Annotated in this window: 20 protein-coding genes and 1 pseudogene; 4 read left to right on the top strand and 17 right to left on the bottom strand. The window is 66.8% G+C overall.

Going from position 1 to position 23,824, the window contains the following annotated elements:
• The first annotated feature begins 49 nt into the window (after positions 1-49).
• The gene (locus ACX9NE_RS19510; protein ID WP_459363382.1) at positions 50-1,681 is read left to right on the top strand and encodes a multicopper oxidase family protein; all 1,632 of its coding nucleotides are present in this window, start codon (positions 50-52) and stop codon (positions 1,679-1,681) included.
• A gap of 173 nt (positions 1,682-1,854) precedes the next feature.
• Here the strand turns inward: ACX9NE_RS19510 and ACX9NE_RS19505 are convergent.
• The 9 genes and pseudogenes from ACX9NE_RS19505 to ACX9NE_RS19465 form a co-directional block, all read right to left on the bottom strand.
• Positions 1,855-2,341 (bottom strand): annotated as a pseudogene (locus ACX9NE_RS19505) (PGRS repeat-containing protein); the annotation flags it as partial.
• Positions 2,342-2,345: 4 nt separating this feature from the next.
• Positions 2,346-3,164 carry an alpha/beta fold hydrolase gene (locus tag ACX9NE_RS19500; protein ID WP_459377740.1) on the bottom strand — a complete coding sequence of 273 codons (819 nt, stop codon included), beginning with the start codon at positions 3,162-3,164 and terminating at the stop codon, positions 2,346-2,348.
• Positions 3,164-4,153 carry a cyclase family protein gene (locus tag ACX9NE_RS19495; RefSeq protein ID WP_459363380.1) on the bottom strand — a complete coding sequence of 330 codons (990 nt, stop codon included), beginning with the start codon at positions 4,151-4,153 and terminating at the stop codon, positions 3,164-3,166. The genes ACX9NE_RS19500 and ACX9NE_RS19495 overlap by 1 nt, the downstream gene beginning before the upstream one ends.
• The gene (locus ACX9NE_RS19490; RefSeq protein ID WP_459363379.1) at positions 4,153-4,968 is read right to left on the bottom strand and encodes a coniferyl-alcohol dehydrogenase; all 816 of its coding nucleotides are present in this window, start codon (positions 4,966-4,968) and stop codon (positions 4,153-4,155) included. The genes ACX9NE_RS19495 and ACX9NE_RS19490 overlap by 1 nt, the downstream gene beginning before the upstream one ends.
• A gap of 20 nt (positions 4,969-4,988) precedes the next feature.
• Entirely contained in the window at positions 4,989-6,293 is a 1,305-nt protein-coding gene (locus tag ACX9NE_RS19485; protein ID WP_459363378.1) for an LLM class flavin-dependent oxidoreductase, read from the bottom strand.
• Between the two features lie 2 nt (positions 6,294-6,295).
• The gene (locus ACX9NE_RS19480; protein ID WP_459363377.1) at positions 6,296-8,020 is read right to left on the bottom strand and encodes an FAD-binding protein; all 1,725 of its coding nucleotides are present in this window, start codon (positions 8,018-8,020) and stop codon (positions 6,296-6,298) included.
• A complete protein-coding gene (locus ACX9NE_RS19475) occupies positions 8,017-8,937 on the bottom strand; it encodes a 3-carboxyethylcatechol 2,3-dioxygenase (RefSeq protein WP_459363376.1) in 921 nt (306 codons plus the stop codon). The genes ACX9NE_RS19480 and ACX9NE_RS19475 overlap by 4 nt, the downstream gene beginning before the upstream one ends.
• Positions 8,885-10,591 carry a bifunctional 3-(3-hydroxy-phenyl)propionate/3-hydroxycinnamic acid hydroxylase gene (locus ACX9NE_RS19470; RefSeq protein ID WP_459363375.1) on the bottom strand — a complete coding sequence of 569 codons (1,707 nt, stop codon included), beginning with the start codon at positions 10,589-10,591 and terminating at the stop codon, positions 8,885-8,887. The genes ACX9NE_RS19475 and ACX9NE_RS19470 overlap by 53 nt, the downstream gene beginning before the upstream one ends.
• Positions 10,591-11,454: an alpha/beta fold hydrolase gene (locus tag ACX9NE_RS19465; RefSeq protein WP_459363374.1), complete on the bottom strand. Its 864-nt coding sequence runs from the start codon at positions 11,452-11,454 to the stop codon at positions 10,591-10,593. The genes ACX9NE_RS19470 and ACX9NE_RS19465 overlap by 1 nt, the downstream gene beginning before the upstream one ends.
• A gap of 115 nt (positions 11,455-11,569) precedes the next feature.
• Here ACX9NE_RS19465 and ACX9NE_RS19460 point away from each other — a divergent pair, with 115 nt between their 5' ends.
• Positions 11,570-12,235, top strand: a complete 666-nt coding sequence (locus ACX9NE_RS19460; RefSeq protein ID WP_459363373.1) for an IclR family transcriptional regulator — start codon at positions 11,570-11,572, stop codon at positions 12,233-12,235.
• Between the two features lie 14 nt (positions 12,236-12,249).
• Positions 12,250-13,878: an FAD-dependent oxidoreductase gene (locus tag ACX9NE_RS19455; protein ID WP_459363372.1), complete on the top strand. Its 1,629-nt coding sequence runs from the start codon at positions 12,250-12,252 to the stop codon at positions 13,876-13,878.
• On the opposite strand, the gene ACX9NE_RS19450 is transcribed toward ACX9NE_RS19455, so the two are convergent.
• Positions 13,868-15,085 (bottom strand): sensor histidine kinase, encoded by a 1,218-nt coding sequence (locus ACX9NE_RS19450; protein ID WP_459363371.1) that lies wholly within the window; start codon positions 15,083-15,085, stop codon positions 13,868-13,870. The genes ACX9NE_RS19455 and ACX9NE_RS19450 overlap by 11 nt on opposite strands.
• A 92-nt stretch (positions 15,086-15,177) precedes the next feature.
• Between ACX9NE_RS19450 and narL the strand changes: the two genes are divergently transcribed.
• On the top strand, positions 15,178-15,831 hold the full coding sequence (gene narL / locus ACX9NE_RS19445; protein WP_459363370.1) for a two-component system response regulator NarL: 654 nt from the start codon (positions 15,178-15,180) through the stop codon (positions 15,829-15,831).
• A gap of 11 nt (positions 15,832-15,842) precedes the next feature.
• Here narL and ACX9NE_RS19440 read toward each other — a convergent pair whose 3' ends face one another.
• The 7 genes from ACX9NE_RS19440 to ACX9NE_RS19410 all read right to left on the bottom strand — a co-directional run bounded on the left by ACX9NE_RS19440 (position 15,843) and on the right by ACX9NE_RS19410 (position 23,822).
• Positions 15,843-17,057, bottom strand: a complete 1,215-nt coding sequence (locus ACX9NE_RS19440; RefSeq protein WP_459363369.1) for a sensor histidine kinase — start codon at positions 17,055-17,057, stop codon at positions 15,843-15,845.
• Positions 17,058-17,076: 19 nt separating this feature from the next.
• Positions 17,077-18,291, bottom strand: a complete 1,215-nt coding sequence (locus ACX9NE_RS19435) for an MFS transporter (protein ID WP_459363434.1) — start codon at positions 18,289-18,291, stop codon at positions 17,077-17,079.
• 124 nt (positions 18,292-18,415) lie between these two features.
• On the bottom strand, positions 18,416-19,912 hold the full coding sequence (locus ACX9NE_RS19430) for a glycosyltransferase family 2 protein (protein WP_459363368.1): 1,497 nt from the start codon (positions 19,910-19,912) through the stop codon (positions 18,416-18,418).
• Between the two features lie 32 nt (positions 19,913-19,944).
• Positions 19,945-21,192 carry an MFS transporter gene (locus ACX9NE_RS19425; protein WP_459363433.1) on the bottom strand — a complete coding sequence of 416 codons (1,248 nt, stop codon included), beginning with the start codon at positions 21,190-21,192 and terminating at the stop codon, positions 19,945-19,947.
• 225 nt (positions 21,193-21,417) lie between these two features.
• On the bottom strand, positions 21,418-22,527 hold the full coding sequence (locus ACX9NE_RS19420; RefSeq protein ID WP_459363367.1) for a PPE family protein: 1,110 nt from the start codon (positions 22,525-22,527) through the stop codon (positions 21,418-21,420).
• A 16-nt stretch (positions 22,528-22,543) separates the two neighbouring features.
• Positions 22,544-22,846 (bottom strand): PE family protein, encoded by a 303-nt coding sequence (locus ACX9NE_RS19415; RefSeq protein ID WP_459363366.1) that lies wholly within the window; start codon positions 22,844-22,846, stop codon positions 22,544-22,546.
• A gap of 103 nt (positions 22,847-22,949) precedes the next feature.
• On the bottom strand, positions 22,950-23,822 hold the full coding sequence (locus tag ACX9NE_RS19410; protein ID WP_459363432.1) for an ArgK/MeaB family GTPase: 873 nt from the start codon (positions 23,820-23,822) through the stop codon (positions 22,950-22,952).
• Positions 23,823-23,824: the final 2 nt, after the last annotated feature.

Below are 23,824 nucleotides of genomic sequence, written 5' to 3'. Positions count from 1 at the left end.
GTGGAAGGCGTCTTCGCTTCGACCAGGACCCACGACCAAGGAGCGGTCAATGCCGGCACCGCCGACCAGCCGAAACCCCTTCGACACGCCGAACCTCAGCAGGCGTGGCTTCATCGCGACCGGCATTGCCGGCGGACTCACGCTGGCTGGATGCGGCCGAACGGGGAAGCCGGCCTCACCGATGGCCGCCGCGATCGCCGCCGCCGAGGCTGCCCGCCCACACAGTGACCGGACGGTGACCGTCAGCCTGACCCCGCAACCCGCAAAGGTCGACATCGGCGGCCGAATCGTCGAGACATTCGCATACGGTGACACCGTTCCCGGGCCGCTGATCCGCGCCACCGTGGGCGACGAGGTCGTCGTGTCCGTCACCAACAAGCTCGGTCGTCCCACGTCGGTTCACTGGCACGGCATCGCGCTACGTAACGACATGGACGGCGCCGCACCCGCTACCCCGAACATTCCCGCGGGACAAAGCTTCACCTACCGTTTCTCGGTACCGAACTCCGGCACATACTGGGCCCACCCCCACACCGGCTTGGACGGCGACCGGGGTCTGTATCTGCCGTTCATCGTCGACGATCCAACCGAACTGGGCCGCTATGACGCCGAATGGATTGTCATCATTGATGATTGGACCGACGGCGTAGGGAAGTCGCCACAGCAACTCTACGACGAGCTGAGCAACAAACCGGCCACACCCGAGCCTGCCGCGACCTTTACGCCACCCACGACTTCCGCGACGACCACGACGGGGGCGCCCGCAACGACCGGCAGCACCCCGACAACCGCGTCCGCACCCACGTTATCGAATTCTCCCGGTCCGACCAGCGTCATGCCGGGCATGCCGCGCGGTGAAGTGGGAAAGAGCGATCTGCTCGGCGGCGACGCCGGTGACATCGCCTACCCCTACTATCTGATCAACGGGCGGATACCCGAAGCCGCAACCACATTCGACGCCCAACCCCGGCAGCGAATCCGCATTCGTATCATCAACACCGCCTCGGACACCGCGTTCCGGGTCGCTCTTGCGGGGCATTCGATGACGGTCACCCACACCGACGGTTTCCCGGTGCTTCCGACTCAGGTGGACGCGTTGCTGGTCGGCATGGCCGAACGTTACGACGTCGTGGTGACCGCAGCCGACGGCGTTTTTCCGTTGGTCGCGTCCGCAGAAGGCAAGAATGCGGTGGCCCGCGCGCTGCTGGTCACCGGCAAGGGCAGTCCGCCGGACCCGGAATTCCGGCCGAGTGAACTCACCGGAAGAGTGGGCACAATCGAAATGTTCACCGCGGAGACGGTGGCCAATCTGGGCCGGCCCGACCCGGGATTCGATCTCCCCGTCCTCCTCGGCGGCACGATGACCAAGTACGACTGGACGATCAACGGCGAACCGTACAGCGAGACCAAGCCGCTGCATGTGCGCGACGGCCAGCGCCCCACCCTGGTCTTCGACAACACCACCATGATGTGGCATCCGATGCATCTGCACGGGCATACATTTCAGGTCATCCGCGCCGACGGCACGCTGGGCGCCCGCAAGGACACCGCGATCGTGCTGCCCAAGCAGCAGCTCCGCGCTGTCCTGGTGGCCGACAATCCGGGCACCTGGGTGATGCACTGCCACAACACCTATCACGAGTTCGCCGGCATGCAGACGCGGCTCGACTACCTCTACTGAGGGAGCCCTATTGCATCAGAACGTTTTTGGCGATTGGGGCGGCACGCCTGATTGGCCACCGATGTCGCCGATGGGCGCCGGAGGAAGTCGATCGCTGCCGGATTCGGCGAATCGCTCTGTGAATTGTCCATCGCGGCAGCTACTTTCATAACAACGGAGTCCGTCTAGACGGCGCCGTCGGCCCCAGGCCGGCCGAACAACCGTCCGCCCATGCCACCGGCGCCGCCGGGGGCTCCGCCCTGACCGGCTCCGCCATCACCACCATTGCCTGCCCCGTGGGCGTTACCGCCGTCGCCACCCGGGCCTCCGGTGCCGGGGGCACCGTTGATCAGGCCCGCACCAGCGGTGCCGCCCCGACCTCCGGCTCCGCCCGCTCCGCCGTTGCCGATCTGTCCGGCAGCACCCCCGGCTCCGCCCGCCATTCCGGCGGTCGTCGAGGAGAAGCCGTTACCGCCATTGCCGTACAACAGTCCGCCGGCCCCGCCGTTGGGACTGGCAGCCGTACCGTCGGCGCCATTGCCGATCAGCGGGCGCCCCAGCAGTGCCCTGAGCGGGTGCATTGACCACACCCGGAATGCCGTCCTGAAGAATTTGCAACGCAGATGCACTGGCGGCATCCGCGGCCGTATAAGAATTTCCTGCGTCAAGCAGGGCTTCGACTACCTTATCGCCCGAAGAATTCGAGTAGCAACTCGTTCACCACCGACGCCTGTTCGATCTGGGGGCAGTGCCCGGCGTCGTCGACGACCACCGAACGGGCACCGGCGATCTGCTCGGCGATCTGTGCCGCCCAACCGGATGGCAGAAGTTTGTCGCCGGCCCCCTCAATGACGAGCGTCGGCACCCGGATCCGTTCATAAGCCTGGGCACTGGAAAATGCCACCGGTGCAGCCGCGTTGGGACGGCGAAATCGCGCGGCCGCCACCGCCTCCCATGCCCCGGGCGCGGTGCTGGCCTCGAAGCGGCGCCACACGTAGTCCTCGTCCGCGGGGTAGCCGGCTTCGTAGAACAACGCCTCGACGATGTTGCGCATGGCCGGCAACGTCGCGTCGTATTGCTGTAGGGCATCGAAATGGTGATTCTGCGTAATCTCCCCGCCCCCGCAGATGATTGCCAGGCTGCGCGCCGGCAGCAGCGGCGCATTCGACGTAGCGTCGGTGAGTAGGTTGATGGCTCCCATGGAGTTTCCTGCGAAGTGCGCTGCCTCGACGCCCAGTGTCTGGCAGAACCGCGCCACATGCCGGATCCGCATCGCCCGGCTGTTGACGAAGTCAATGACTTTCGCCGATTGACCGAATCCGAGTTGGTCGGGCGCGAGCACCCGGTAGTGCGCGGCGAGCGCGCCGATGTTGCGCTCCCAACCCAACTCGGCACCGGCACCGAACTCACCGCCGTGCAACAGCACCACCGGATCACCGTCACCCGCCTCGAGGTAACTCGTTGTCAGACCGTCGATCTCGACGGTCCTGCGGTGTACCTGCATTACTTGATCGCGATCGGATTCACCGGGGAACCGACGGCGCCGGTGAACCTCAGCGGCGGCGCGATCAGCTGGAACTCGTATACGCCGTCGGCCGCGCAGTCCTCGGCCAGTGCCGTGAGATCCCAGTACTCGCCCAGCATCAATCCCATGTCGCGCAGGCAGAGAAGGTGGAACGGCAGGAACAAGCCCTCGACACCGGATACCGGGTCCTCGACCTGAAGATTGTCGGCAGCAACCGCAGCAACCTCGTTGTCATGCAGCCAGCGAGCGCAGCTCCAGTCCAGTCCGGAATATGGCTCGACTTTGTCCCCGGTCATCAGAAACCTGGTCCACCAACCGGTTCGGACCAAAACGATGTCGCCGCTTTCGATCCGCACCCCCTGCCCTCGCGCCACGTCGTCCAGTTCGGCTGGCGTGATGGGGTTTCCGTGCTCGAGAAACACCTCTGCTCCCCGGTGGCGCACCACGTCCAAAAGCACGCCGCGCGAGGTGATGCCCTTGACGTCGACCTTGTCGATGCCGCAGTGAAATGCCCCCAGGCTGGTGACTGAGTCGGCCGGGAAGCCGTTGTAGAGCCGATCTTCGTAGTACACGTGGGACAGGGCGTCCCACTGGGTGGCGGCCTGCAACGGCATGATCACCAGGTCGTCGTTGAACCGGAACGGACTGTCGGTTACATAACTGCTCAGTTGCGCCGCGGTGGGATTCTTGGCCCACCCGGGGCCGTACTGCGCCAGCGAGTTCGCGTCACCGCCGTCCACCGTCATCACGTGAATGGGGTTGTGCCGGAAGCCGAAAGCGCCCTGTGGCCCGGATGAGCCGAAGTCCACGCCGAGCGGAAATACCTTGCCGTGACGGACCAGTCCGGCCGCCTGCCGCACCTTGTCGGGGGTGATGAGGTTCAGGGTGCCGAGTTCATCGGCAGCACCCCATCGTCCCCAATTGCTCACTTCGCTTGCGGTCCGGCGGAAGTCAATCATCGTGGCCATCAGGCCCGTCCTTCCTCGAGTTCCGCGGCGATGGCAGCACCCACATTGCCGCCGTCCACCCACACCACCTGGCCCGAAATATAGCTGGCGGCCCGGCTGTTCAGGAACACCAGCACGGCCGCCTGTTCGGCCGGGTCGCAGACGCGGCCGAGCGGCTTGGCGATGTCGTCGAGGTAGGCGGATCCGTAGGCCGTGCGCAATTGATCGAGGATCGGGGTTTCGGTGACTCCCGGTCCCGTGCAATTGATCCGGATGCCTTTCGCGCCCAGGCCGGCGGCGCAGCGCATGGTGTGAAGGATGATGGCTTCCTTGGACAACTGGTAGCCGGCGCCCAGGATGTTCCGGTGGCGTTCACACCACTGCATGCCCTCGTGCATTGAGGTTGTGCGCAGCAACGGTGCGACCTGCCGCAGATGTTCCCGATATCCCGCCGCCGCGAGCGACGACACGCTCGCGATCGACGAACCCGCGGGCATGCGAGAGATCAGCCCCTCGGTGAGATGGCGCAGCCCCAGGAAGTTGACCGTCACCACCAGCAGCGGGTCACCGATTCCCGAAGAGACGCCGGCGACATTGAACAGCGCATCGATCGGGCCGGCGATGGCGGCGACGGCCCGATCAATCGACGCCGGGTCGGCCAGGTCGACTTCGTGAAAGTCGTTCAAGGTCAGGCTCGGTGGCTTCAGGTCCAGCCCGATGACCTGCGCGCCGAGTTCGCTGAGCTGCAGGGCCACCTGCGCGCCGATCCCCGATGCGCACCCGGTCACCACGGCACGACGACCGTCGTAGCGCAACAACTCCTCGATGCGCGCCAACGCTCAGCCGCCTTCCGGTGTCACTTGGCCTGCTGCTCCTTCAACCGCTGCGCCGCCTGTACCCGGCCCTCGTTGATCTCGGCCATGGCCTCGGGAATCTCGCTGGCGGTGAATTTACCGCCGCGTCCGGTCGGCAAGCCACCGAACGAGTAGTTCTCGTCGAAGGGCGGGATGGTCGACTCGGGCCGACGCGCCTCCACCTTCTCGATCACCGGCGCCAGTCTCGCGGCCTTCTCGGCCGCGGCTTTCTCGTCGCGCTCGATGAACTCGGGCAACACTTCTTTGCCCATCAGCTCAATGGATTCCATGGTGCCCTCATGACTGCGCGGGTTCAGCAGCAGGATGATCTCGTCGACACCGCTCTCTTCGTAGCCGCGCAGGAACTCCCGCACGGTGGATGGTGAACCGATCGCGCCCCGACCAGGACCGTATGCCAGGGTCGGGTCCTTGTCGACCTCTTCGAGATAGCGGTCCCAGACACCGGTGCGTCCGGGTGTGTGCACGCCGGTCATGTAGTAGTGCATGATGCCGAACGAGAAGAATCCGCCGCCCTTTCCGAGGCGCTGCAGCGCACGGTCGTCGGTCTTGGCCACCATCATCGACAGGTCACCGCCGATGGCCAGGATGTTCGGGTTGATCTGCGGAGTCACGGGGACCCCGTTTTCCTCGAACTCCTTGTAGTAGCCGTTGACCCGCTCGGTGAGCGGGCCGGGACCGGTGTAGGCGAAACTCAGTGCGCCGATGCACTTCTGAGCGGCCATCTGAACGCTGGCCGGCCGGGTGCAGGCCACCCAGACCGGCGGATGGGGTTTCTGCAGCGGCTTAGGGATCACGTTGCGCGCGGGCATCTCGATGTGCTCACCTTTGAAACCTGAGAAAGGCTCCTCGACCATGCAGCGGATGGCGACCTCGAGGGCTTCCTCCCACTGGGCCCGCTTGTCGGCGGGGTCGATGTTGAAGCCGCCGAGTTCACCGATGGAGGAGGATTCTCCGGTCCCGAATTCAACTCGGCCGTTGGAGATCAGGTCCAGGGTCGCGATGCGCTCGGCCACTCGGGCCGGATGATTGACGGCCGGCGGTAGATGCATAATGCCGAATCCGAGCCGAATGTTCTTGGTGCGCTGGCTGGCCGCAGCCAGGAACATCTCCGGCGCGGTGGAGTGACAGTATTCCTCGAGGAAGTGGTGCTCGGTGAGCCAGACGATGGAGAAGCCGGCCCTGTCGGCAGCTTCCACCTCGTCGAGGCAGTCCTGCAGCATCTGACGCTCGTCATCGGCGTCCCACGGCCGTGGCAGGGCGAACTCATAGAACAGCGAAACTTTCATGGCTACCTCCTACGGGAATTAAGGGTCTGTGCGGCAAGATGTTCGGCGGCGACAAAGCCGAAGGTCATTGCGGGTCCGATGGTCGCGCCGGCACCTGCGTAGCTACGTCCCATGACCGGCGCCGAAGTGTTGCCCACCGCGTAGAGGCCGGGCACCACGGTGTCGTCGGGCCGCAGCACCCGGGCGAACTCGTCGGTGCGCAGACCCCCCGAGGTCCCCAGGTCGCCGGGCACGATGCGGAACGCGTAGTAGGGCGGGTTGCCCAGCGGATACAGGTTGGGATTGGGCAGGGTCGGATCACCGTAGTAGTTGTCGTAAACACTGTCGCCACGGCCGAAGTCGTCGTCGTGTCCGGCGCGCGCGAGTTCGTTGAACCGCGCCGCGGTTGCCTCGAGTTCCGCTGGTGGGACACTGATCTTGGTGGCCAGTTCCGCCCACGTCGAAGCGGCCTTCACCACGCCGGCCTCCAGCCAGGCCTTCGGCATCTTGCGTCCGGTGGGCACCGGTGCGCCGGGAATTCGCGGTATCGGCAGGTGCCCGGCGACGACGTAGCGGTTGAATGACCGGTGATCGGTGATGAGCCAGCAGGGGATGTGCGTGACGCCGGACTTGTGGCCTTCGATCATGGCGTGACCGAAGTCCATGTAGGGCGCCGCCTCGTTGATGAACCGCCTGCCGTCGCCGTTCACGATGAACTGCGACGGCATCATCCGCTCGTTGAGCATGAATTGCATTCGCCCGTCCGGCCATTGGATGGCGGGGAACCACCATGCTTCGTCGAGCAGGTCGGCTGCCGCGCCGAGCCGCTGCGCGGCGCGGATGCCGTCGCCCGTGGCCGCCGGGTTGCCGAAACTCCAATCCTGGTCCAGCACCGGTTGGTGCTCTTTGCGCCAGGCCATGTCGTGGTCGAAGCCTCCGGATGCCAGGATCACCCCACGCCGCGCGCCGACCCGTTGTGGCTTACCGTCCCGATGCACCCACGCGCCGGTCACGGTCCCGTCGACGTCGGTCAGCAGATCGCCCATCGGCGCGTTCAGCCACAACGGGACTGCGCGCTCTTTCATCGCCAGTCGCAACCGCGCGGCCAGTGACTGCCCGATGGCGGCGATGCGTTCGCCGAGCAGCCGCGCCCGGACCATTCGCGAAATAAGTTTCAGTAGAACACCTTTGCCGGCCCACGACTGGCGGATCAGATAGAAGGACCGCAACTCTTTCGGCCCCAGCCATATTCCCCTGGGGGCCAGTGCCAGCGGTTGCAGCAAATTGGGCTCGTCGTCGCCCAGCGCACGCAGGTCGATGGGCGGGACATTGATCGTGCTGCCTAGTCCGGAGCCGCCGGGTAGCTCGGGATAGTAGTCGGCATAGCCTGGCTTCCAGACGAATTCGAGCCACGAACTGAGACCCTCCAGAAAATCCAGCATGCGGGGCGCCGAAGCCACGTACTGCCGAATCCGTGCCTCACTGACCAGGCCGTCGGTGATCTGCTGTAGGTACCGGACCGTTTCCTCGGGCGCCGGTGAGTAGCCCGCCCGGCGCTGGGCGGGCGCGCCCGGAACCCAGATGCCGCCGCCGGACAGGGCGGTGGAACCGCCGAACTGCGAGGACTTTTCGATCACCAGGGCATCGAGTCCGCGTGCCGCCGCGGTCAACGCGGCGGTCATACCGCCACCTCCCGAACCGACGACGAGGACGTCGACCAGGTGATCGAAGTCGTTGCATGTCGTCACTTCGCCGGCACCGCCGTCCGGATGGCGAATCCGGCGATCAGGTCGGCCGCCTGCCGGTAATAGCGCTCCGTGATCCGGTAAGGCCCCGCCGTGGCCAGTGCCGCGAAAGCTGCTATCCAGCTGCGTATTTCGTGTGCAGAGCTGCCTCCCTCGTGGGTCACGAACTGGTTCGACCACTGGTCGAGGTCGGACAGGTGCCCGCCGTCCACGAGGTCGAGGAATCGGTGATCCCAGGCCGGGTTGAGCGGTTGGAGGTCGCTGCGGCCATCGGCGAAGCTTCTGGCTGCCTCGATCACCTGCATTTGCCGGGCCTGCCGCTGTTCGGCGGTCATCGGCCGGCCTTGCACGATCCGTTGCCGTTGCTCCGCAGCGGCCGTGGCGAGGGTCGGCACCGGTGGGCTGTGCGACAACCCGCCCGAACCCAGCACCAGCACCCTCTTGTCCAGGGTGCACAGAAACTCTCCCACCGCGGTCCCCAGCGCACGGCAGCGGTGCAACGGCCCCAGGGGCACCGCCACCGCGTTGATGAAGATCGGGAGCACCGGGTGGGCGGTGGCGGACCCGAACAGCTTCTCCAGCGGCTGGACGGTGCCGTGATCGACGTCCATACTCGCCGAGACCGCCACGTCGACGCCTGCACCCAGAACGCTCTGCGCACATGCCGCGGCGGTGTCCTCATCGACGCACAGGGGACCGTCGTAGGTGCCGTAGTCGCCGACGGCGTTGGCCTGCAGGCCGATACAGAACGGCGGCATCAGCTTGTAGAAGAATCCGTTGTAGTGGTCCGGGGATATGGTGACGACCAGCTCGGGGTCGTAGGTGTCGACGAATACGCGCGCCCGGGCGATTGCGGCGTCGACGTCGTCAAGCAGATCCTGCGGCGGCCCCGGTAGATTCAGCAGCGGGCTGTGGGACATACAGCAAAGAACCAGTGGCACTGTCAGATTCACCCCCTCCCGGTATCAATGAGAGGGCCCGGATCAGTGCGTCACTCAGCTCGGCGGAGCGCTGGGCGATGCAAGCTCCGGCGATGCAGCGATCGGGGCGCAGAAACACCACCGACTCTTCGTGTTCATCGAACCAGGCCTTCAGGTCGCCGCGCCGGTCGCCGATGATGACCACGTCGGGATCGTCCTGCTCGGTCCAGTTCAGCTGGGTCGCCGGCCGCAGCGCGACGAAGCGGGCGCCGAGGGCTTTCCACTCTTCGAAAGCGCGCTGCCCGAGGATACTGCGGGGGTTGTTGTTCCAGCACAGCACCGCGAACCAGGTGCCCAGCACATCGTCGAGCAGGATGTCGCGTTGCGTGCGAGTGTCGACACGGGGCTGAATGAACAGCGTCCCAACCGGCGAGCCCGGACGGCCCGGCTGCGCGACGACGTGTGCCACCGCTCCCTGCTCGTAGCGCGGCATGGGTTTGAACCTCATCTCCAGCACGTACCGTTTGAGGGAAGGCACTATCGACGCCGACCGGATGACGGCGTCGCGGGCGGTTGCCACTGTGCGACTGGTCGGTGAGATGACCCGACCCACAATGGTGGACAGGTCGATCATGGCCCGGGCGTGCTTGCGCCTCTCTACGTCATAGCTGTCGAGCAACGAGTCGCGGGCGCTGCCGCGGACCACCGCGGCCAGCTTCCAGCCCAGGTTGGCCGCGTCGCGGATCCCGCTGTTGTAGCCCTGCCCCTGCCACACCGGCATCAGATGTGCCGCGTCACCCGCGAGCAGCATCCGGCCGCTCCGGAAGGTGGCGGCGATCCGCGAGTGGTGGGTGTAGATGCGCCGGCGGATGACCTCGACGCGCTCGGGGTAAGGCACCATGCGCGCCAGCATCCGGGTCAGGAAGGCCGGGTCCTCGGCCTGTTCGTCGGTCTCGTCCGTGTGAATCATGAACTCGAACCGCCGGATTCCGTGCGCGATCGAGATCGAGGCGTAAGGTCGTGCCGGGTCGGCGCCGACCTCACTGTTCGGGTGTCCGAGCGGATCGTTGGCGACGTCGACGACCAGCCACCGGGTGGACGACGTAGTGCCGTCGAAGTGGACGCCCATCATTGCGCGCGTGGTGCTGCGACCGCCGTCGCAGCCCACCACGTATTTTGCCCGCACTGTCCGGGATTTCGCGCCGCCGAGTTCGATCCGCACGCCGTCCCCGGTTTGCTCACATCGGACCATCGGGCTGTTCCAGCGAACCCGGACGTGATCGAACCGGTCCAGCCCGCGTAGTAATTCGGCGTCGACCAGCGGCTGTACGAATCCGTTGCGCCTGGGCCAGCCGAATCGCGCGTCCGGTGGCGCCATTTCGGCGAGGATCCGGCGCTTGGCGTCGTAGAACCGCAGAATCTGGTTGGGCACGGTGTGCGGCAGGACCTGCTCCACCAGACCGATCGACTGGAAGGTCCGCAACGCCTCGTCGTCGAGACCCACACCGCGGGGATAGTCGATCAGCGTTGCGCGCGCCTCGACCACCAACGTCCGAACATGCTGCAGGCCAAGGATATTGGCGATGGTCAGGCCGACCGGACCGGCCCCGACGACGAGAGCGTCGACCTCTGCCGCGCGCGTGCCTGCGGACATCAGCGGTCCAGCAAGAAGTCGAGATGGATGCGATTGAACGTTTTGGCGTCCTCGTACTGCGGCCAGTGGCCGCAACCCGGCATCACCTCGAAACGAGCCCCCGGAATCATCGCCGCCATGCGGCGTCCTTCGGGCACGTCGGCGGTGGGGTCATCGCTGGTCCACAAGACCAGCGTCGGCGCGGTGATGGATCCGTATTCGTCGGGCCCCAACATATTTCGGGCACGGATCTGCGCATCCTGCAGAGCCATGATGTCACGCATCGCCGCAACGAAGCCCGGTTGCCGGTAGATGCGCTGCCGGCTGGCGACCAGGTCGTCGTAGTCCTTCGACTTGTCGGCCATCAACCACTTGATGCGTGCCTGCACGGTCTCCCAGGCCGGGTCCTCGGCCGCGGCCATCGACAACGTGATGATCCGCTTCATCACCACCGGGTCGGCCTGGGAGCCACCGGCGGTGTTGAGCACCAGCCGCTCGATGGCATCGGGATGATCGATGGCGGCGCGGGCGGCGACCCAGCCACCCAGCGACTCGCCGCTGAGGTGGATGCGATCGGCCCCGATGGCACGCACCACCGCCATCAGGTGGTCAACGTAGTGCCAGATCTCTAGCGGATGTCCCGGCTTGTCGGTGTACCCGTGCCCCAGCATGTCGATCGACCAGGTAGAGAAATGCTCTGCGTGGGCGGCCAGATTGCGAACGTAAGCCTCCGCATGGCCACCGGAACCGTGCAGCAGGATCAGCACCGGCCGGTCGGGGTCGCCCGACTGCAGATAGCGGGTGCGGACTCCCGCTGCATCCAGGTAGCCCTGGGAAAACGGGATGCCCTGAAGATCGCTCCAGATGCTCTCGAACTCGGTCACGGTCCCTTCCTGCGGAAATGGTGTTCTCGATTTCGCGTCAGCATGTGTGCTAATATCGCACATCGATGTGCATTATATGTAGAGCTTTGCTCTCCCCTCGAGGTCTGTCAAGACCATGACGGGTTCGCAGACACTGGCCCGGGGCCTTACCGCGCTGCAATTGGTGGCCGCCGCGCCGGCCGGGCTGACCATGCAGGAGGTCGCCGACCAGGTAGGAGTGCACCGAACCATCGCGTACCGGCTGCTGGCCACTCTGACCGAGTTCCGGCTGGTGTCAAAGGGAGAAGACGGCCGCTTCCGCCCTGCCGCTGCCCTGGCGACGCTCGGCGCGTCCTTCGACCACAATGTGCGCAGGCTCTGCCTGCCGACGCTGCGCTCTTTGGCCGACGAGCTGGGCACAACGGTCTCCCTGCTGGTCGCCGAAGGTGACGAACAGGTGGCCGTCGCGGTCATCGTGCCGACGCAGGTCGCCTACCAACTCGCCTTTCACGAAGGCAGCCGTTACCCGCTGGACCGCGGCGCGGCCGGCGTCGCGCTGCTGGCGAGCATGCCGCCGCGTCCGGGCGAGCGGGACCTGGTCACCGCGGCACGTCAGCGCGGTTGGGTGACCACGCACGGCGAAATCGAGCCGAACACCTATGGACTCGCGGTGCCGGTGCGGCGTCTGGCGGCGTCGCCCCCGACGTGTATCAATCTGATCTCCCACCGCGAGGACGTGGTGATGCGCGGCAAGGACGCGGTCGTCAGTGCCGCAGGGCAGTTGTCCATGCTGCTGAGCTGAAAGGACTTTCGGGTATGGCCAAGGACGAAAACCGGTACTGGGACCACGAATACGATGTCGTGGTGCTCGGCAGTGGCGCCGCCGGGTTGACGGCCGCGTTGACGGCGGCGATCGCAGGCGCCACCGTAGCGGTGTTCGAGAAATCCGAGACCGTCGGCGGGACCAGTGCCGTGTCCGGCGGGATAGCCTGGATTCCGGCCCATGACCGTTGTCCGGCAAGGGAATTGACGGTAGAGGACGCGTTGCGTTATCTCCGTGCGCAATCCTTCGGTTCGATGGACGACACGTCGGTGGACACATTCGTGCGGACTGGACCATCGATGCTCGACTTCGTGGAGAAATACAGTGGCCTGCGCTTCGAGGTCGCCGACGGCTTCCCCGACTACCAGCCGGAGTTGCCGGGTGGCCAGCCGGCCGGCGGTCGCTCACTGGGTGCGGCACCGTTCGACCTGACCCAGATCGGCGACTGGGCGACCCGAATCACCGCTTTCCCCGCCGACTGGTCCAACGTCGGGTTCGATGCCGAAACCAAAGCCCGTCTGCACGCCGACGTGGACCGCACCGGTGACCTGTGCGTAGCGGGCACCGCCCTGATCGCCGGTCTACTCAAGGGTCTGCTCGACGTTGGTGTGGCGCCGTGCACCAACGCCCGGGCCACCGAGCTCATCGTTGAGCAGGGAAGCGTCACCGGCGTCCGAATCGTAGGTCCCGAGCAGAGCGTGGACGTGCACGCGCGACGCGGCGTGATCCTCGGCACCGGTGGTTTCGAATGGGACCCGTCGCTGGTGAAGGCTTTTCTGCGCGGACCTATGCATGGCGCCGTATCGCCGCCGAACAACACCGGCGACGGGCTGCGGATGGCGATGGCGCTGGGCGCGGACCTGGCGAACATGGGCGAGGCATGGTGGGTGCCGATCGTCCAGATCCCCGACGACACCATCAACGGCCACCAGCGCAGCCGCAGCGTGCGACTGGAACGCACCCGCCCGCGCAGCATCATCGTCAACCGGGCCGGCCGGCGCTTCGTCAACGAGGCTGGCGAGTACAACTCGATGGCGGGCGCGTTTCACTACCTCGATCCCCGGGGTGGCTACGTCAACGACCAGGCGTGGATGGTCTTCGACGCGGTGCACTTGAGCAGCTACGGATTCCTGGGAGTCGCGCCGGGGGAACCGGTTCCGGACTGGTTCTGCGAGTCGGCCGACCTGGCGCAACTGGCCGCCAGGACCGGCATCGACGCCGCGGGACTGAGCCGGACCGTCGAACGGTGGAACCGCGACGTCGCCGCCGGCACGGACCCGGAGTTCGGGCGCGGTGCCAGCGCATATGACGGTTACTGGGGCGACGACCGCGCGAGCACCCCGGCCGGAAGAACCCTTGGACCCATCGACACCGCTCCCTTCTACGCGGTACCGATCCGGGTGGGATCGATGGGTACCAAAGGCGGACCGCGGACCGATCCCGACGGCAGGGTGTTGCACGTACGCGGCCAACCGATTCCGGGCCTGTTCGCGGCGGGCAACGCCATGGGCGGGGTAACAGGCCGAGCCTATGGCGGGGCCGGCGGAACCCTGGGCCCAGCGATGGTATTCGGATACCGGGCGGGCTATGCGGCGGCGACCGGAGAGTCCGTCAAGCCTTGAGCGGCACCTCAACGCAGACATGCGTTCCGGTCGGAGCGTCGAGAAAGACGAAGGTGCCGCCGGCGGCGTCCACCCGGGCCCGGTGCGAAGCCAGTCCGATGTGCCCTTCGCCCAGCCGCCGCGCCATCACGTCGCCGTTGACCCCCACTCCGTCGTCGGCGACGTTCAGCACGCACATCTCGTCGGTGATACCGAGCATCACCGACGCGCTCTCGGCCCGGGAATGGTGTACCACGTTGGACAACAACTCTCGCACCACGCCGAACACGATCGGATCGATCGGGTTGCGAATCGGATAGTCGATGTCGGTGTTGACCTTGATGCCCGAGCGCTTGGCGGTGAACCCGGCGATCTGCTCCACGGCGGCCCCCAGCCCGACCTCTTCGAGCACCGCCGGATGCAATTCGAAAGTAGCCTGCCGCAACCGCTCCGACGCACTCTGCAACCCTGCCAGCGCACGACTCACCCGCTCGTCGTCGGGATGGTCGAGTTCGAGTTCGATGAGTTCCTGACGCGCGGCCAGCACGTCCTGCAGCGGCCCGTCGTGGATGGCCTCCGAGATCCGGCGCTGCAGCTCTTCTGATGCCGTCATCGTCTGTGCCAACAATTCCTCCCGCAACGCGCTGAGGCCGGCGATCGAGTGCGTGTGGCGTTCCTCGATGCGCACCACGACCAATGCGGTACCGCACAAAAAGGCGTACAGCGCGAACCGGAAGACGGCTTCTGGCCACCCGATCGCCCGGACCATCACAGGGTCTTCGATGACGGCGAGGGCGAACCCGACCAGGGTGAAGACCAGCACCACCGCCGCCCGCCGGGTGGACACATCGAGTCCGACCAGCACGGGCAACATGGTCATGATCAACAGCGGGTAGATCCCGTCGGTGGACAGCATCTGGTAACCCGTCAGCGCCACCACGTCGATGGCGGTGAACGCGAACGGTTCCAGCCGACGCACGCCGACCAGCGGTCCCATGCCGACAAACGCCCGTGACGGCGCGTAGGCCAGCACCAGCGAACACACCGCGATGCCGCCGTAAAGGGAGATCAGCACGATTTGCTGAGGCCATTCGGACCGCCGGGTGCCGATGAGCATGGCGGCCACCATCAGCAAAACGACACCGATCCGCAACACCGAAGCGATCCGGTATGAGCGCAATCGGTGCACTCTGCGCACCCGGTCCAGTTCCAGGTTGCTGATCGCCACAGGGACACCGTACTCACCGCCCCGAGAAGGTGCCGCCCCCCGGTGTAAGCGAATATCACCGGAACTTTGCCGGCAGCCGCTACACTTTCGCCATGGTCGGCGCTGCGACCCCCGAGAAGGTCCGTGTGGTGGTCGGTGATGATCACCCACTGTTTCGCGAGGGCGTGGTGCGCGCACTTTCGCTGAGCGGTTCGGTGAATGTCGTCGGTGAAGCCGACGACGGTTCCTCCGCGCTGGAGCTGATCAAGGCGCACCGGCCAGACGTCGCATTGCTGGACTACCGGATGCCCGGAATGGACGGTGCACAGGTCGCGGCCGCGGTGCGCAGCTACGAGCTACCCACCCGGGTGTTGCTGATCTCCGCGCACGACGAGTCGGCAATCGTCTACCAGGCGCTCCAGCAGGGGGCCGCCGGATTCCTGCTCAAGGATTCGACCCGCACCGAGATCGTCAAGGCTGTACTCGACTGCGCCAAGGGCCGGGACGTGGTAGCGCCGTCGCTGGTGGGCGGGCTCGCGGGGGAGATCCGCCAGCGCGCGGCCCCCAGCGCTCCGGTGCTCAGCGCGCGGGAACGCGAAGTGCTCCTGCGCATCGCCCGCGGCCAGAGCATCCCGGCCATCGCGGCCGAACTGTATGTGGCGCCCTCAACCGTCAAGACGCACGTGCAGCGCCTGTACGAGAAGCTCGGTGTCAGTGACCGCGCCGCGGCGGTCGCCGAAGCGATGCGCCAGAAGCTGCTCGACTGAGCGCGCCGCGGTCAACTCTTCAGCGGCACTCGCACGCAGACCCGGGTACCGGCGGTCGCTTCGAGGAAGACGAAGGAACCGCCGGCGGCGTCGACGCGCGCCCGGTGTGACGCCAGCCCGATGTGCCCCTCCCCCAGCCGCCGCGCCATGGTGTCGCTGTTGACCCCGACACCGTCGTCGGCCACGGTGAGCACGCACATGTCCTCCTCGACGCGAAGCGCGACCCAGGCGTTCTGAGCTTGGGAGTGGCGCACCACGTTGGACAGCAGTTCTCTCGCCACACCGAACACGATGGGATCGATCTGATTGCGGATCGGGTAGTCGATGTCGGCGCTGACCTTGATGCCCGACCGCGTCGCGGTGAACTGGGCAAGTTGTTCCACCGCGGGACCCAGCCCGACCTGCTCGAGCACCGCCGGATGCAGTTCGAACGTGGCCTGCCGCAATCGTTCGGAGGCGCTCTGCAATCCCGTCAGCGCACGACTCACCCGGTCGTCCTCGGGGTCGTCGAGTTGCAACTCGACCAGCTCCTGACGCGCGGCCAGCACATCCTGCAACGGTCCGTCGTGGATGGACTCCGAAATTCGGCGCTGCAGTACTTCCGATGCCGTCATGGTCTCCGACAACAACTCCTCGCGCAGCGCGCTCAAGCCGGCGATCGAGCGGGCATGCCGCTCTTCGATACGCACCGTCAGCAGCGCCGCGACGCACAGGAACGTGTAGAGCGCGAACAGGAATGCGGTGTCCGACCAGTCGATCGCCCGCTTCTGCAGGTGGTCCTGGATCCCGGCGAACGCGAACCCGACCAACGTGAAGGACAGGATCACCGCCGCACGCCGGGTCGACATGTCCACACCCACCAGCACCGGCAAAAGGATCATGATCAGCAGCGGATAGATACCGTCGCTCGAGATCAGCTGCAAAGCCGTCAACACGACCACATCGATGGCGGTGAAAGCGAAGGGTTCCAATCGGCCCACGACGAAACGGCTCATGCCGAGCCGGTCGAACGGTGTGAACGCCAGCACCAGAGCACACACGGTGGCGAACGCATACAAGCTGACCAGTGAGATCTGGCCGCCCCACTCCGACCGGGGAGCGGCCACGACCATGGCGCCCAACACAAAGGCGAGCACCCCTATCCGGAGGATGGCGACAATCCGGTAGGAGCGCATCTGGTGAATCCTGCGCACCCGGTCGAGTTCCACACCGCTGGCGGTCGCCACCGAAACACCCTACTGAGTGCTAGTTCACCCTGGAAAGCGAACGCGCCATCGGCGAGCAGGATGCGGCGCCGAGCAGTCCCACGGCCACCAGGGCGACCGCCAACACCGGACGTCCGCCGTGGGGCAGGACGCACGTCACCAGAATGGGCGCGACCACCGCTGCGGCCGCGGTGGTCATCGACCAGATCCCTTGATAGAGACCACGATTGCCGGCCGGAGCAATCCGGTGCACCACGCCGGCGGCGACGACGAACCAGGCGATCTCGGCCGGTGAACACGCCGCTGCGGCCAGGGTGAAGGCCACTGTGGTGTGCGCCAGCGCCACCGCACCCATGCACAGCGCCAACCACACCCCCGCGACGGCCAGGATGTCCAGCCTCGGCGCGATCGCCAGTCGCGCGCTCAGCCAGGGTGTGATTGCCGGAGTCAGGACGACCACCGCCAGGGAGTTCGTCAACTGCACCAGACCGTAGGCTCCGGCGCTCAGTCCAGACGCGGACATCAGTATCGGCATGGCGACAAAGATGGTCATCAGCGCCGTCAGCGTCGCGAGGCTGGACCCCACCATCAGCATCAGACGACTGTCGGAAAGCGCTTGTCGGTAGCCGCCATTCGCCTGACGCGCGGTCACCGGGTGCGAGCTGCCCACCGGAATGCACCTCATGGCCAGTACCGCGAAGGCCGCACACGCAATACCGTTGACCCAGTACAGCAGCGGGGTACCGGCCCAGCCCGCGAGCAGGCCACCCAGCCCACCGGTGAGTGCCGCGCCCACATTGAGCGCCCACCCGAAACGCCAGCCGTCCAGCCGCGCCCGTTGCCGCGGATCAGCAACCAGCTCGGTGATCGCCGCCCCCAGTACCGTGCGGGGCGCGTCGCAGACCAAACCTGCGACCAGTGCACCGGTCAGCAGCATTGGCAGGCTGCGCGCCTCGGCCATCAGGAGCAGGACCGCCGCGGCCAGTGACATGGTGGCCACCAGCGTCGTGCGGGTACCGATCCGGTCCACCAACGACCCGGTTGCCAGCTGACCGACGGCCCAACCGACACCGTAGGACGCCAGCACCGCCCCGATCGCGCCCGCGGCGTAACCGCGCCCGGCGACGTGATAGGCCAGGAACGGGTAGGCGAACCCCGCCGATCGCACCACCAGGCTTCCGATCAGCAACAGCCAGATCACCGACGGAATGGCCTGTTCACGCCCGGTGTCGGGCGTCCGCGGCCGGACTTCCAGGACCCCCGATGTGCTCACCAGACTGAAGGTAGAGATTCGGGCGGCACCGCAGTACCTCTGATCGGCCCCAATGGGTGACGAACGCCTATCCGCCGATCGGTGGACATCCCAAGACGGCCGCGCGTCACGCGGCGGCCGTCAGCTCCACCGGCGATGCCGTCGTCGCAGGACCGCGATGCGCGGTCTTCTCCCACAGGAAGGGTGCCGTCACCAGCTGGTACAACGCGCGCCACGCCGCCACCCAGTGTGCGATCCAGTACAGCGGCAGTGCGGCGACCGCGCGCACGTGGCTCCTGCGTTGTTCGCCGCAGGCCAGGTAGGTGGCCGCCAACCAGGTCAAGGTACCGACCGCTTGCACGGTGGCTACCACCGCCGGGTCGATCTCGATCGCGACCAGCCCGCCGTAGCCGAGCGTGTCGGCAACGCTGAGCCCGAAAATCATTGTCTGCGCCAGGAATTGCAGCGGCATGCCGAGCACGAACACCAGCAGCGTCAGCAGGCCGCGCGGACCGAACCGGCGCACCGCGGCGCGCGGGGAACGGGTGTGCACCAAAGCGGTGAGAAGGAAGCCCTTGTGCCAGCGGGTGCGTTGAGATATCCAATCCCGCAACCGGTCTGGTGCATCACCGTAGGTGACGGAATCCACCACGTCCGACCGGTAGCCCAGGGCGTGCAGCCGCATGCCCAGATCGGCGTCCTCCGATACGTTCCAGGCATCCCAGCCGCCGACCTCCCGCAGCACCCGGGTGCGGAAGTGGTTGCTGGTGCCGCCCAAGGGAAACGGCGCACCCAATGCGGCCAGTCCCGGCACCGTCATGCGGAAGCGCCGGGCGTACTCCACCCCGAAGCAGTGCGCGAGCAGATTGGACTTGATATTGCTGGTCTGCAAGACCGCTTGCACGCAGGCGAGTTCGCCCGAATCGGCGGCGAAGACAGCGGCGGTACGCCGGAGCTGATCGGGCTGGGGCCGGTCCTCGGCATCGTAGATCACCAGCAACTCGCCCTTGGCGACCAGCAATCCGGCGTTGCAGGACCGCGGCTTGGTGCGCGGTGGTCCGGCCGGAACCTGCAGAATCCGCATGTGAGACGGCGGTCGGGCCGCGGCGATCGCGGCCTGGGTCTCGATGTCGGTGCGCTCCACGAGGAAAAGCACCTCCAGCCGGTCCTGCGGATAGTCCAACTCGGCCAGGCAACGCACCAGGTCTCCGATCACCTCTTCCTCCCGGTACGCCGGCACGAGCACGGTGTAGCTGGGTAATTGGCGCTCAGCCAGCTCCGGCTTGGGCCGGCGCGTGCGGTCATTCCAGCGCCGCAACCCGGCGATCGCCACACCGAAGGACACCAGCACGATCAGCGACGTCACGGTCAGTAGGGTGAGCAGCAACACCGAGGGCGCCACGACCGCCATGACGACGCACAGCGCCGCCACGCCTTGGGCAACTCGTTTCTGCCACAACAGGATTCCATGCCGAGCCGACATCTCGGAGTTGGCCTCAGCGAAGTCGTGGACGATGTGATGCGCAACCTGAGCTTCTGCCTCGACAAAGTATTGATCCTGCAGCGCCGCCGGCCGAGAGTGCAGATCGTTAAGGTCGATCTGCCGAGTCTGGTTGGTGCTCAAAGTGACTGACTCTCCTTGTTGGGATGGACGGGTTAGACGGTTGACCTGTTCAGGGTCCGGGCCAGTGGTAGGCACAGGGCGGCACCGAGAGCTCCGGCCCCCACCGTGATGACAGCTACGAGCGCATGGCCGCCGTGCACGAGGCTGAAGGAGGCCAGGATCGGGGCGATGACCGAGGCCACGGCCACCGACATCGACCAGATTCCGTGGTAGCGGCCACCAGTGGCGGGCGGAGCGATCCGGTGCACGACGCCGGCCGCGATGACGAACCACGCCAGCTCACCGGGCGTCGACATGGCAGTGGCCAGTCCGAACTCGAAGGTGGTGTGCGCCATCGCCGCCCAGCCCATGCTGATCGTTGTCCACAAGCCGGCAAGAGCAAGGATGTCCAGTCGCGGCTGCACACGGGCTGCCACTTTCCTGCCGACCCAGGGCGTGATCACCGGGGTCAGGGCCAGTCCGGCCAGCGCGTTGGCCAGTTGCGCCCAACCGAATTGGCCGGCGCCCAGACCGCGGTCGGCCATCAGCATGGGGACGGCGGCGTACAGCCCCCGCACCGCGATCAGCGTGGCCAGGCTCGAAGCGAACAGCAGCGTCAGACGGGTGTCAGCGAATGCCCTGCGGTAGCCGAGGCTGCGGGGCTTGGGTGTGCCCCTCGCCGGCCTGCGGCCACGGCCGGGCACGCAACCGGCTGCGACGACCGCGAACATGAAGCAACCGACGGCGTTGATGAAGAACAGCACCGGCACGCCGAGCGCGCCGACCAGCATCCCGCCGACCCCGCCGGTGATGGCACGCCCGATGCTCACCACCCAGCCGAAGCGGAAGGCGTCGAGTTTGGCGCGGCGCGCAGGGTCGGGAACCAGCTCGGCGATCGCGGCGCCCAGGACCGGGCGCGGCGCGTCATACACGATGCCGGTGATCACGGCTCCGATGAACAGGGCCGGCACGCTGGACGCCTGCGCCATCAACACCAGCACCGTGGCAGCCACGAGCATGGTGGACACCAGGGTCATCCGGGCACCGATCCGGTCGGCCAGCCATCCGCACAACAGCTGCCCGATAGCCCAGCCCACGCCGAAGGCGGCCAGCACGGCACCCACCGCATCGGCGGCGTGATGGCGACCAGCGACGTGGTAGGCCAGGAAGGGATAGGCGAAGCCCGCCCCGCGCACCACGAAGTTGCCGCCCAGCAGCAGCCAGATGACCGCCGGATATTCACCGCGAGCCGACTGGGTGCGCCCGCTGTCTCGGTGCCGCAGTAACGGGGTGCTGCGCAGTGCTGTCCTCGCGCGCGACCGTGTGCTTCCGCGCAGGGCGCCACCGCCGGTGCATACGGCCGGCCGGGGGGCGGACCTCCCCTCGGAAGTCTGGAGTCCGGCTACTGCGCCTGGCACCGCGGTCGTCACCCGTGGAACGTTATGGGCGATCACGGTTTGATAACTCCACCGATCGGGCCCAAGTGTGGCGGACCCACGTCAGCCAATCGGGGGACACGGTCGCGGTCAGCCGATGAGACTCGGCAGCACCCGCAGCGGTGTGATGCCGTCCTGGAGGGTGCTGCCGCCGGAGTCGGCCCGACCCTGGCCACCGGACAACGGCAACCCTCCTAAAAGGCCGGGAGCGGCCGAGCCGACCGACGGAGCGGCGGCACTCACGGCGCCCGGCAACGCCGCCACGGCGGCATGGCTCAGTGTCGGAGCCGACGCTGCCCAGGCGGCCGGAACCGACAGTCCGCCGACCGACTCGGCTGCACCGAGGCTCGCGGCCACCGCGCTGGTGAGACCGGCCGATTCCAAACCGGCCGCGCCGGTGGCCGCCGAGGCCGCGATCTGGCTGCCGATGGCGGCGGCGGCAGGAAAGAGGCCCTTGATCGTCGACAGCATCGACATCATCAGTCCGGCCGAGGAGGTGCACACGAAGAACGGTGTGCCGAAGATGCTCATCACGGTGTCGAGATCGGTGATCCAGCCCGGCAGCACGCCATCCCCGAGACCCATCGAACCCAGCCCCGACAACACCGACGCGACCGTACTCGCCAGAGAGGTGCCGCTGGTCTGAGCGACTGAGGCGGCCTGACTGACCAAGCCCGCGACCATCTGGGGCGGCGCGGTGAACGGCGTCAGCTGCATTGCTGCCGCCGATGACGCGACATAGCAGTACATCGCGGCGGCATCCTGAGCCCACATTTCTCCGTACTGCATCTCGGTGAGCGCGATCGCGGGGGAATTCTGTCCCAGGAAGTTGGTGGCGACCAGGGTCGCCAGCTGCGCGCGATTGGCCGCGACGAGCGCCGGATGCACGGTCATGGAGTAGGCCGCCTCGTAGGCCGCGGCGGCGGCTTTCGCCTGTCCGGCGGCCTCCTCGGCCTGCGCCGCAGAGGCGTTCAGCCAAGCGACGTATGGTGCGGCCGCGGCGGCCATAGCGACGGACGTCGCACCCAGCCAGGGCCCGCTGATCAATCCGGTGATCACCGCGTCGAAGCCCGTTGCCGTCGAGATCAGATCGACCGCGAGCCCGTCCCACCCGGCTGCAGCAGCCATGAACGAACCCGCTCCAGGCCCTGCGTACATGCGCCCGGAGTTGATCTCGGGCGGCAATGCCCCGTACACCATTGGTTGCTGTGTGTTCTCAGCGCGCCGCTACCGCGTTGGCAGCCTCGGTCGCCGCGTAGCAACCGGCACTGGAAGTCAGGGTGGACACGAACAGCTGATGAAACGCCGCGGCCTGAGCGCTGATTGCCTGGTAGAGGGCACCGTGGGCGGCGAACTGGGCCGCCGTCAGCGCCGACACCTCGTCGGCGGCGGCTGGTACGACGCTGGTAATCGGCGCGGCAGCGGCAGTGTTGCTCGCGATCATCGCGGTACCGATGGACTCGAGGTTTCCCGCGGCCGATGTCAGCAGTTCAGGCTGGCTGGTCACGAATGAGTTCATGCCAATGAGATTGCCCGTACTCGTCGTTGCTGTCTGTCGGGTGAGCGGCCACCGACAGGGTTGAATTCCATGTCCTCCGATTGCCGGAACCGCCGTCCCCCGGTCAGTCGGGTTCCGGTGACAGCAGATGTTCGGCGGCGGTGTAGGGATCGCTGCGTCCGTCGACCACCGACTCCGCCAGCAACTCCAGATCCGTGCGGGTTCGCAGCCGAGTCTGCGCCAGCGACAGAATCTGCGCTCGGGCCCGGGCCAACCGGCGCGTGCGACTGTCAGTGCGGTGGTGGGCGTCGATAGCGGCCAACAGATCCCCGAGCCCGTCCCCGCGCGCGGCGATCAGGCTGACGATCGGGACACTGGTTTCGGCGCGCAGATCGCGCACGGTCTGCGCGGCGCCATCGCGGTCGGCCTTGTTGACGACCACAATGTCGGCGATTTCCAGCAGACCGGCCTTGGCGGCCTGCACGGCGTCGCCGGCACCGGGGTTGAGTACGACGACGGTCGGGTCGGCGACCGCGGCGATCTCTATTTCCGACTGCCCCACTCCGACGGTTTCCAGCAGCAGGACCTGATAGCCGATGGCCCCGAGCAGCCTGATCGCCGCGGGGACCGCGGCGGCGAGGCCGCCGAGATGCCCACGGCTGGCGACTGAACGGATGAGCACATCGGCGTCGTTGATGTGCGCGGTCATCCGGATGCGGTCACCCAACAGGGCGCCACCGCTGAACGGCGACGAGGGATCCACGGCCAGCACCGCGACCCGGCTCCGCCGCTGCCGGTAGGCGCCCACCAGGGCCCCGATCGTCGTCGACTTGCCGGCACCGGGCGGGCCGGTAACGCCGATCACGCGGACGGGCTGTGCCGGCGGGATTCCGGCCAGTACCTCGTCCCGGCGATCGCTTTCGACCAGGCTCAGCAGGCGACCGGCAGCGCGCGGAGAACCGCTGCGCGCCTTGGCAATCAGATCGGAGACGTCCAGGA

The sequence above is a fragment of the Mycobacterium sp. ML4 genome (assembly GCF_054515735.1).
This window is presented reverse-complemented; position numbering and strand designations above follow the sequence as displayed.

Excerpts from the sequence above, each read along its gene's own strand:
- ACX9NE_RS19470 (WP_459363375.1), bottom strand. The coding sequence starts at position 10,591 with ATGTCCGCAGGCACGCGCGCGGCAGAGGTCGACGCTCTCGTCGTCGGG.
- ACX9NE_RS19485 (WP_459363378.1), bottom strand. The coding sequence starts at position 6,293 with ATGAAAGTTTCGCTGTTCTATGAGTTCGCCCTGCCACGGCCGTGGGAC.
- narL (WP_459363370.1), top strand. The coding sequence starts at position 15,178 with ATGGTCGGCGCTGCGACCCCCGAGAAGGTCCGTGTGGTGGTCGGTGAT.
- ACX9NE_RS19495 (WP_459363380.1), bottom strand. The coding sequence starts at position 4,153 with ATGGCCACGATGATTGACTTCCGCCGGACCGCAAGCGAAGTGAGCAAT.
- ACX9NE_RS19510 (WP_459363382.1), top strand. The coding sequence starts at position 50 with ATGCCGGCACCGCCGACCAGCCGAAACCCCTTCGACACGCCGAACCTC.
- ACX9NE_RS19420 (WP_459363367.1), bottom strand. The coding sequence starts at position 22,527 with ATGGTGTACGGGGCATTGCCGCCCGAGATCAACTCCGGGCGCATGTAC.
- ACX9NE_RS19500 (WP_459377740.1), bottom strand. The coding sequence starts at position 3,164 with ATGCAGGTACACCGCAGGACCGTCGAGATCGACGGTCTGACAACGAGT.
- ACX9NE_RS19475 (WP_459363376.1), bottom strand. The coding sequence starts at position 8,937 with ATGTCCCACAGCCCGCTGCTGAATCTACCGGGGCCGCCGCAGGATCTG.
- ACX9NE_RS19455 (WP_459363372.1), top strand. The coding sequence starts at position 12,250 with ATGGCCAAGGACGAAAACCGGTACTGGGACCACGAATACGATGTCGTG.
- ACX9NE_RS19460 (WP_459363373.1), top strand. The coding sequence starts at position 11,570 with ATGACGGGTTCGCAGACACTGGCCCGGGGCCTTACCGCGCTGCAATTG.
- ACX9NE_RS19415 (WP_459363366.1), bottom strand. The coding sequence starts at position 22,846 with ATGAACTCATTCGTGACCAGCCAGCCTGAACTGCTGACATCGGCCGCG.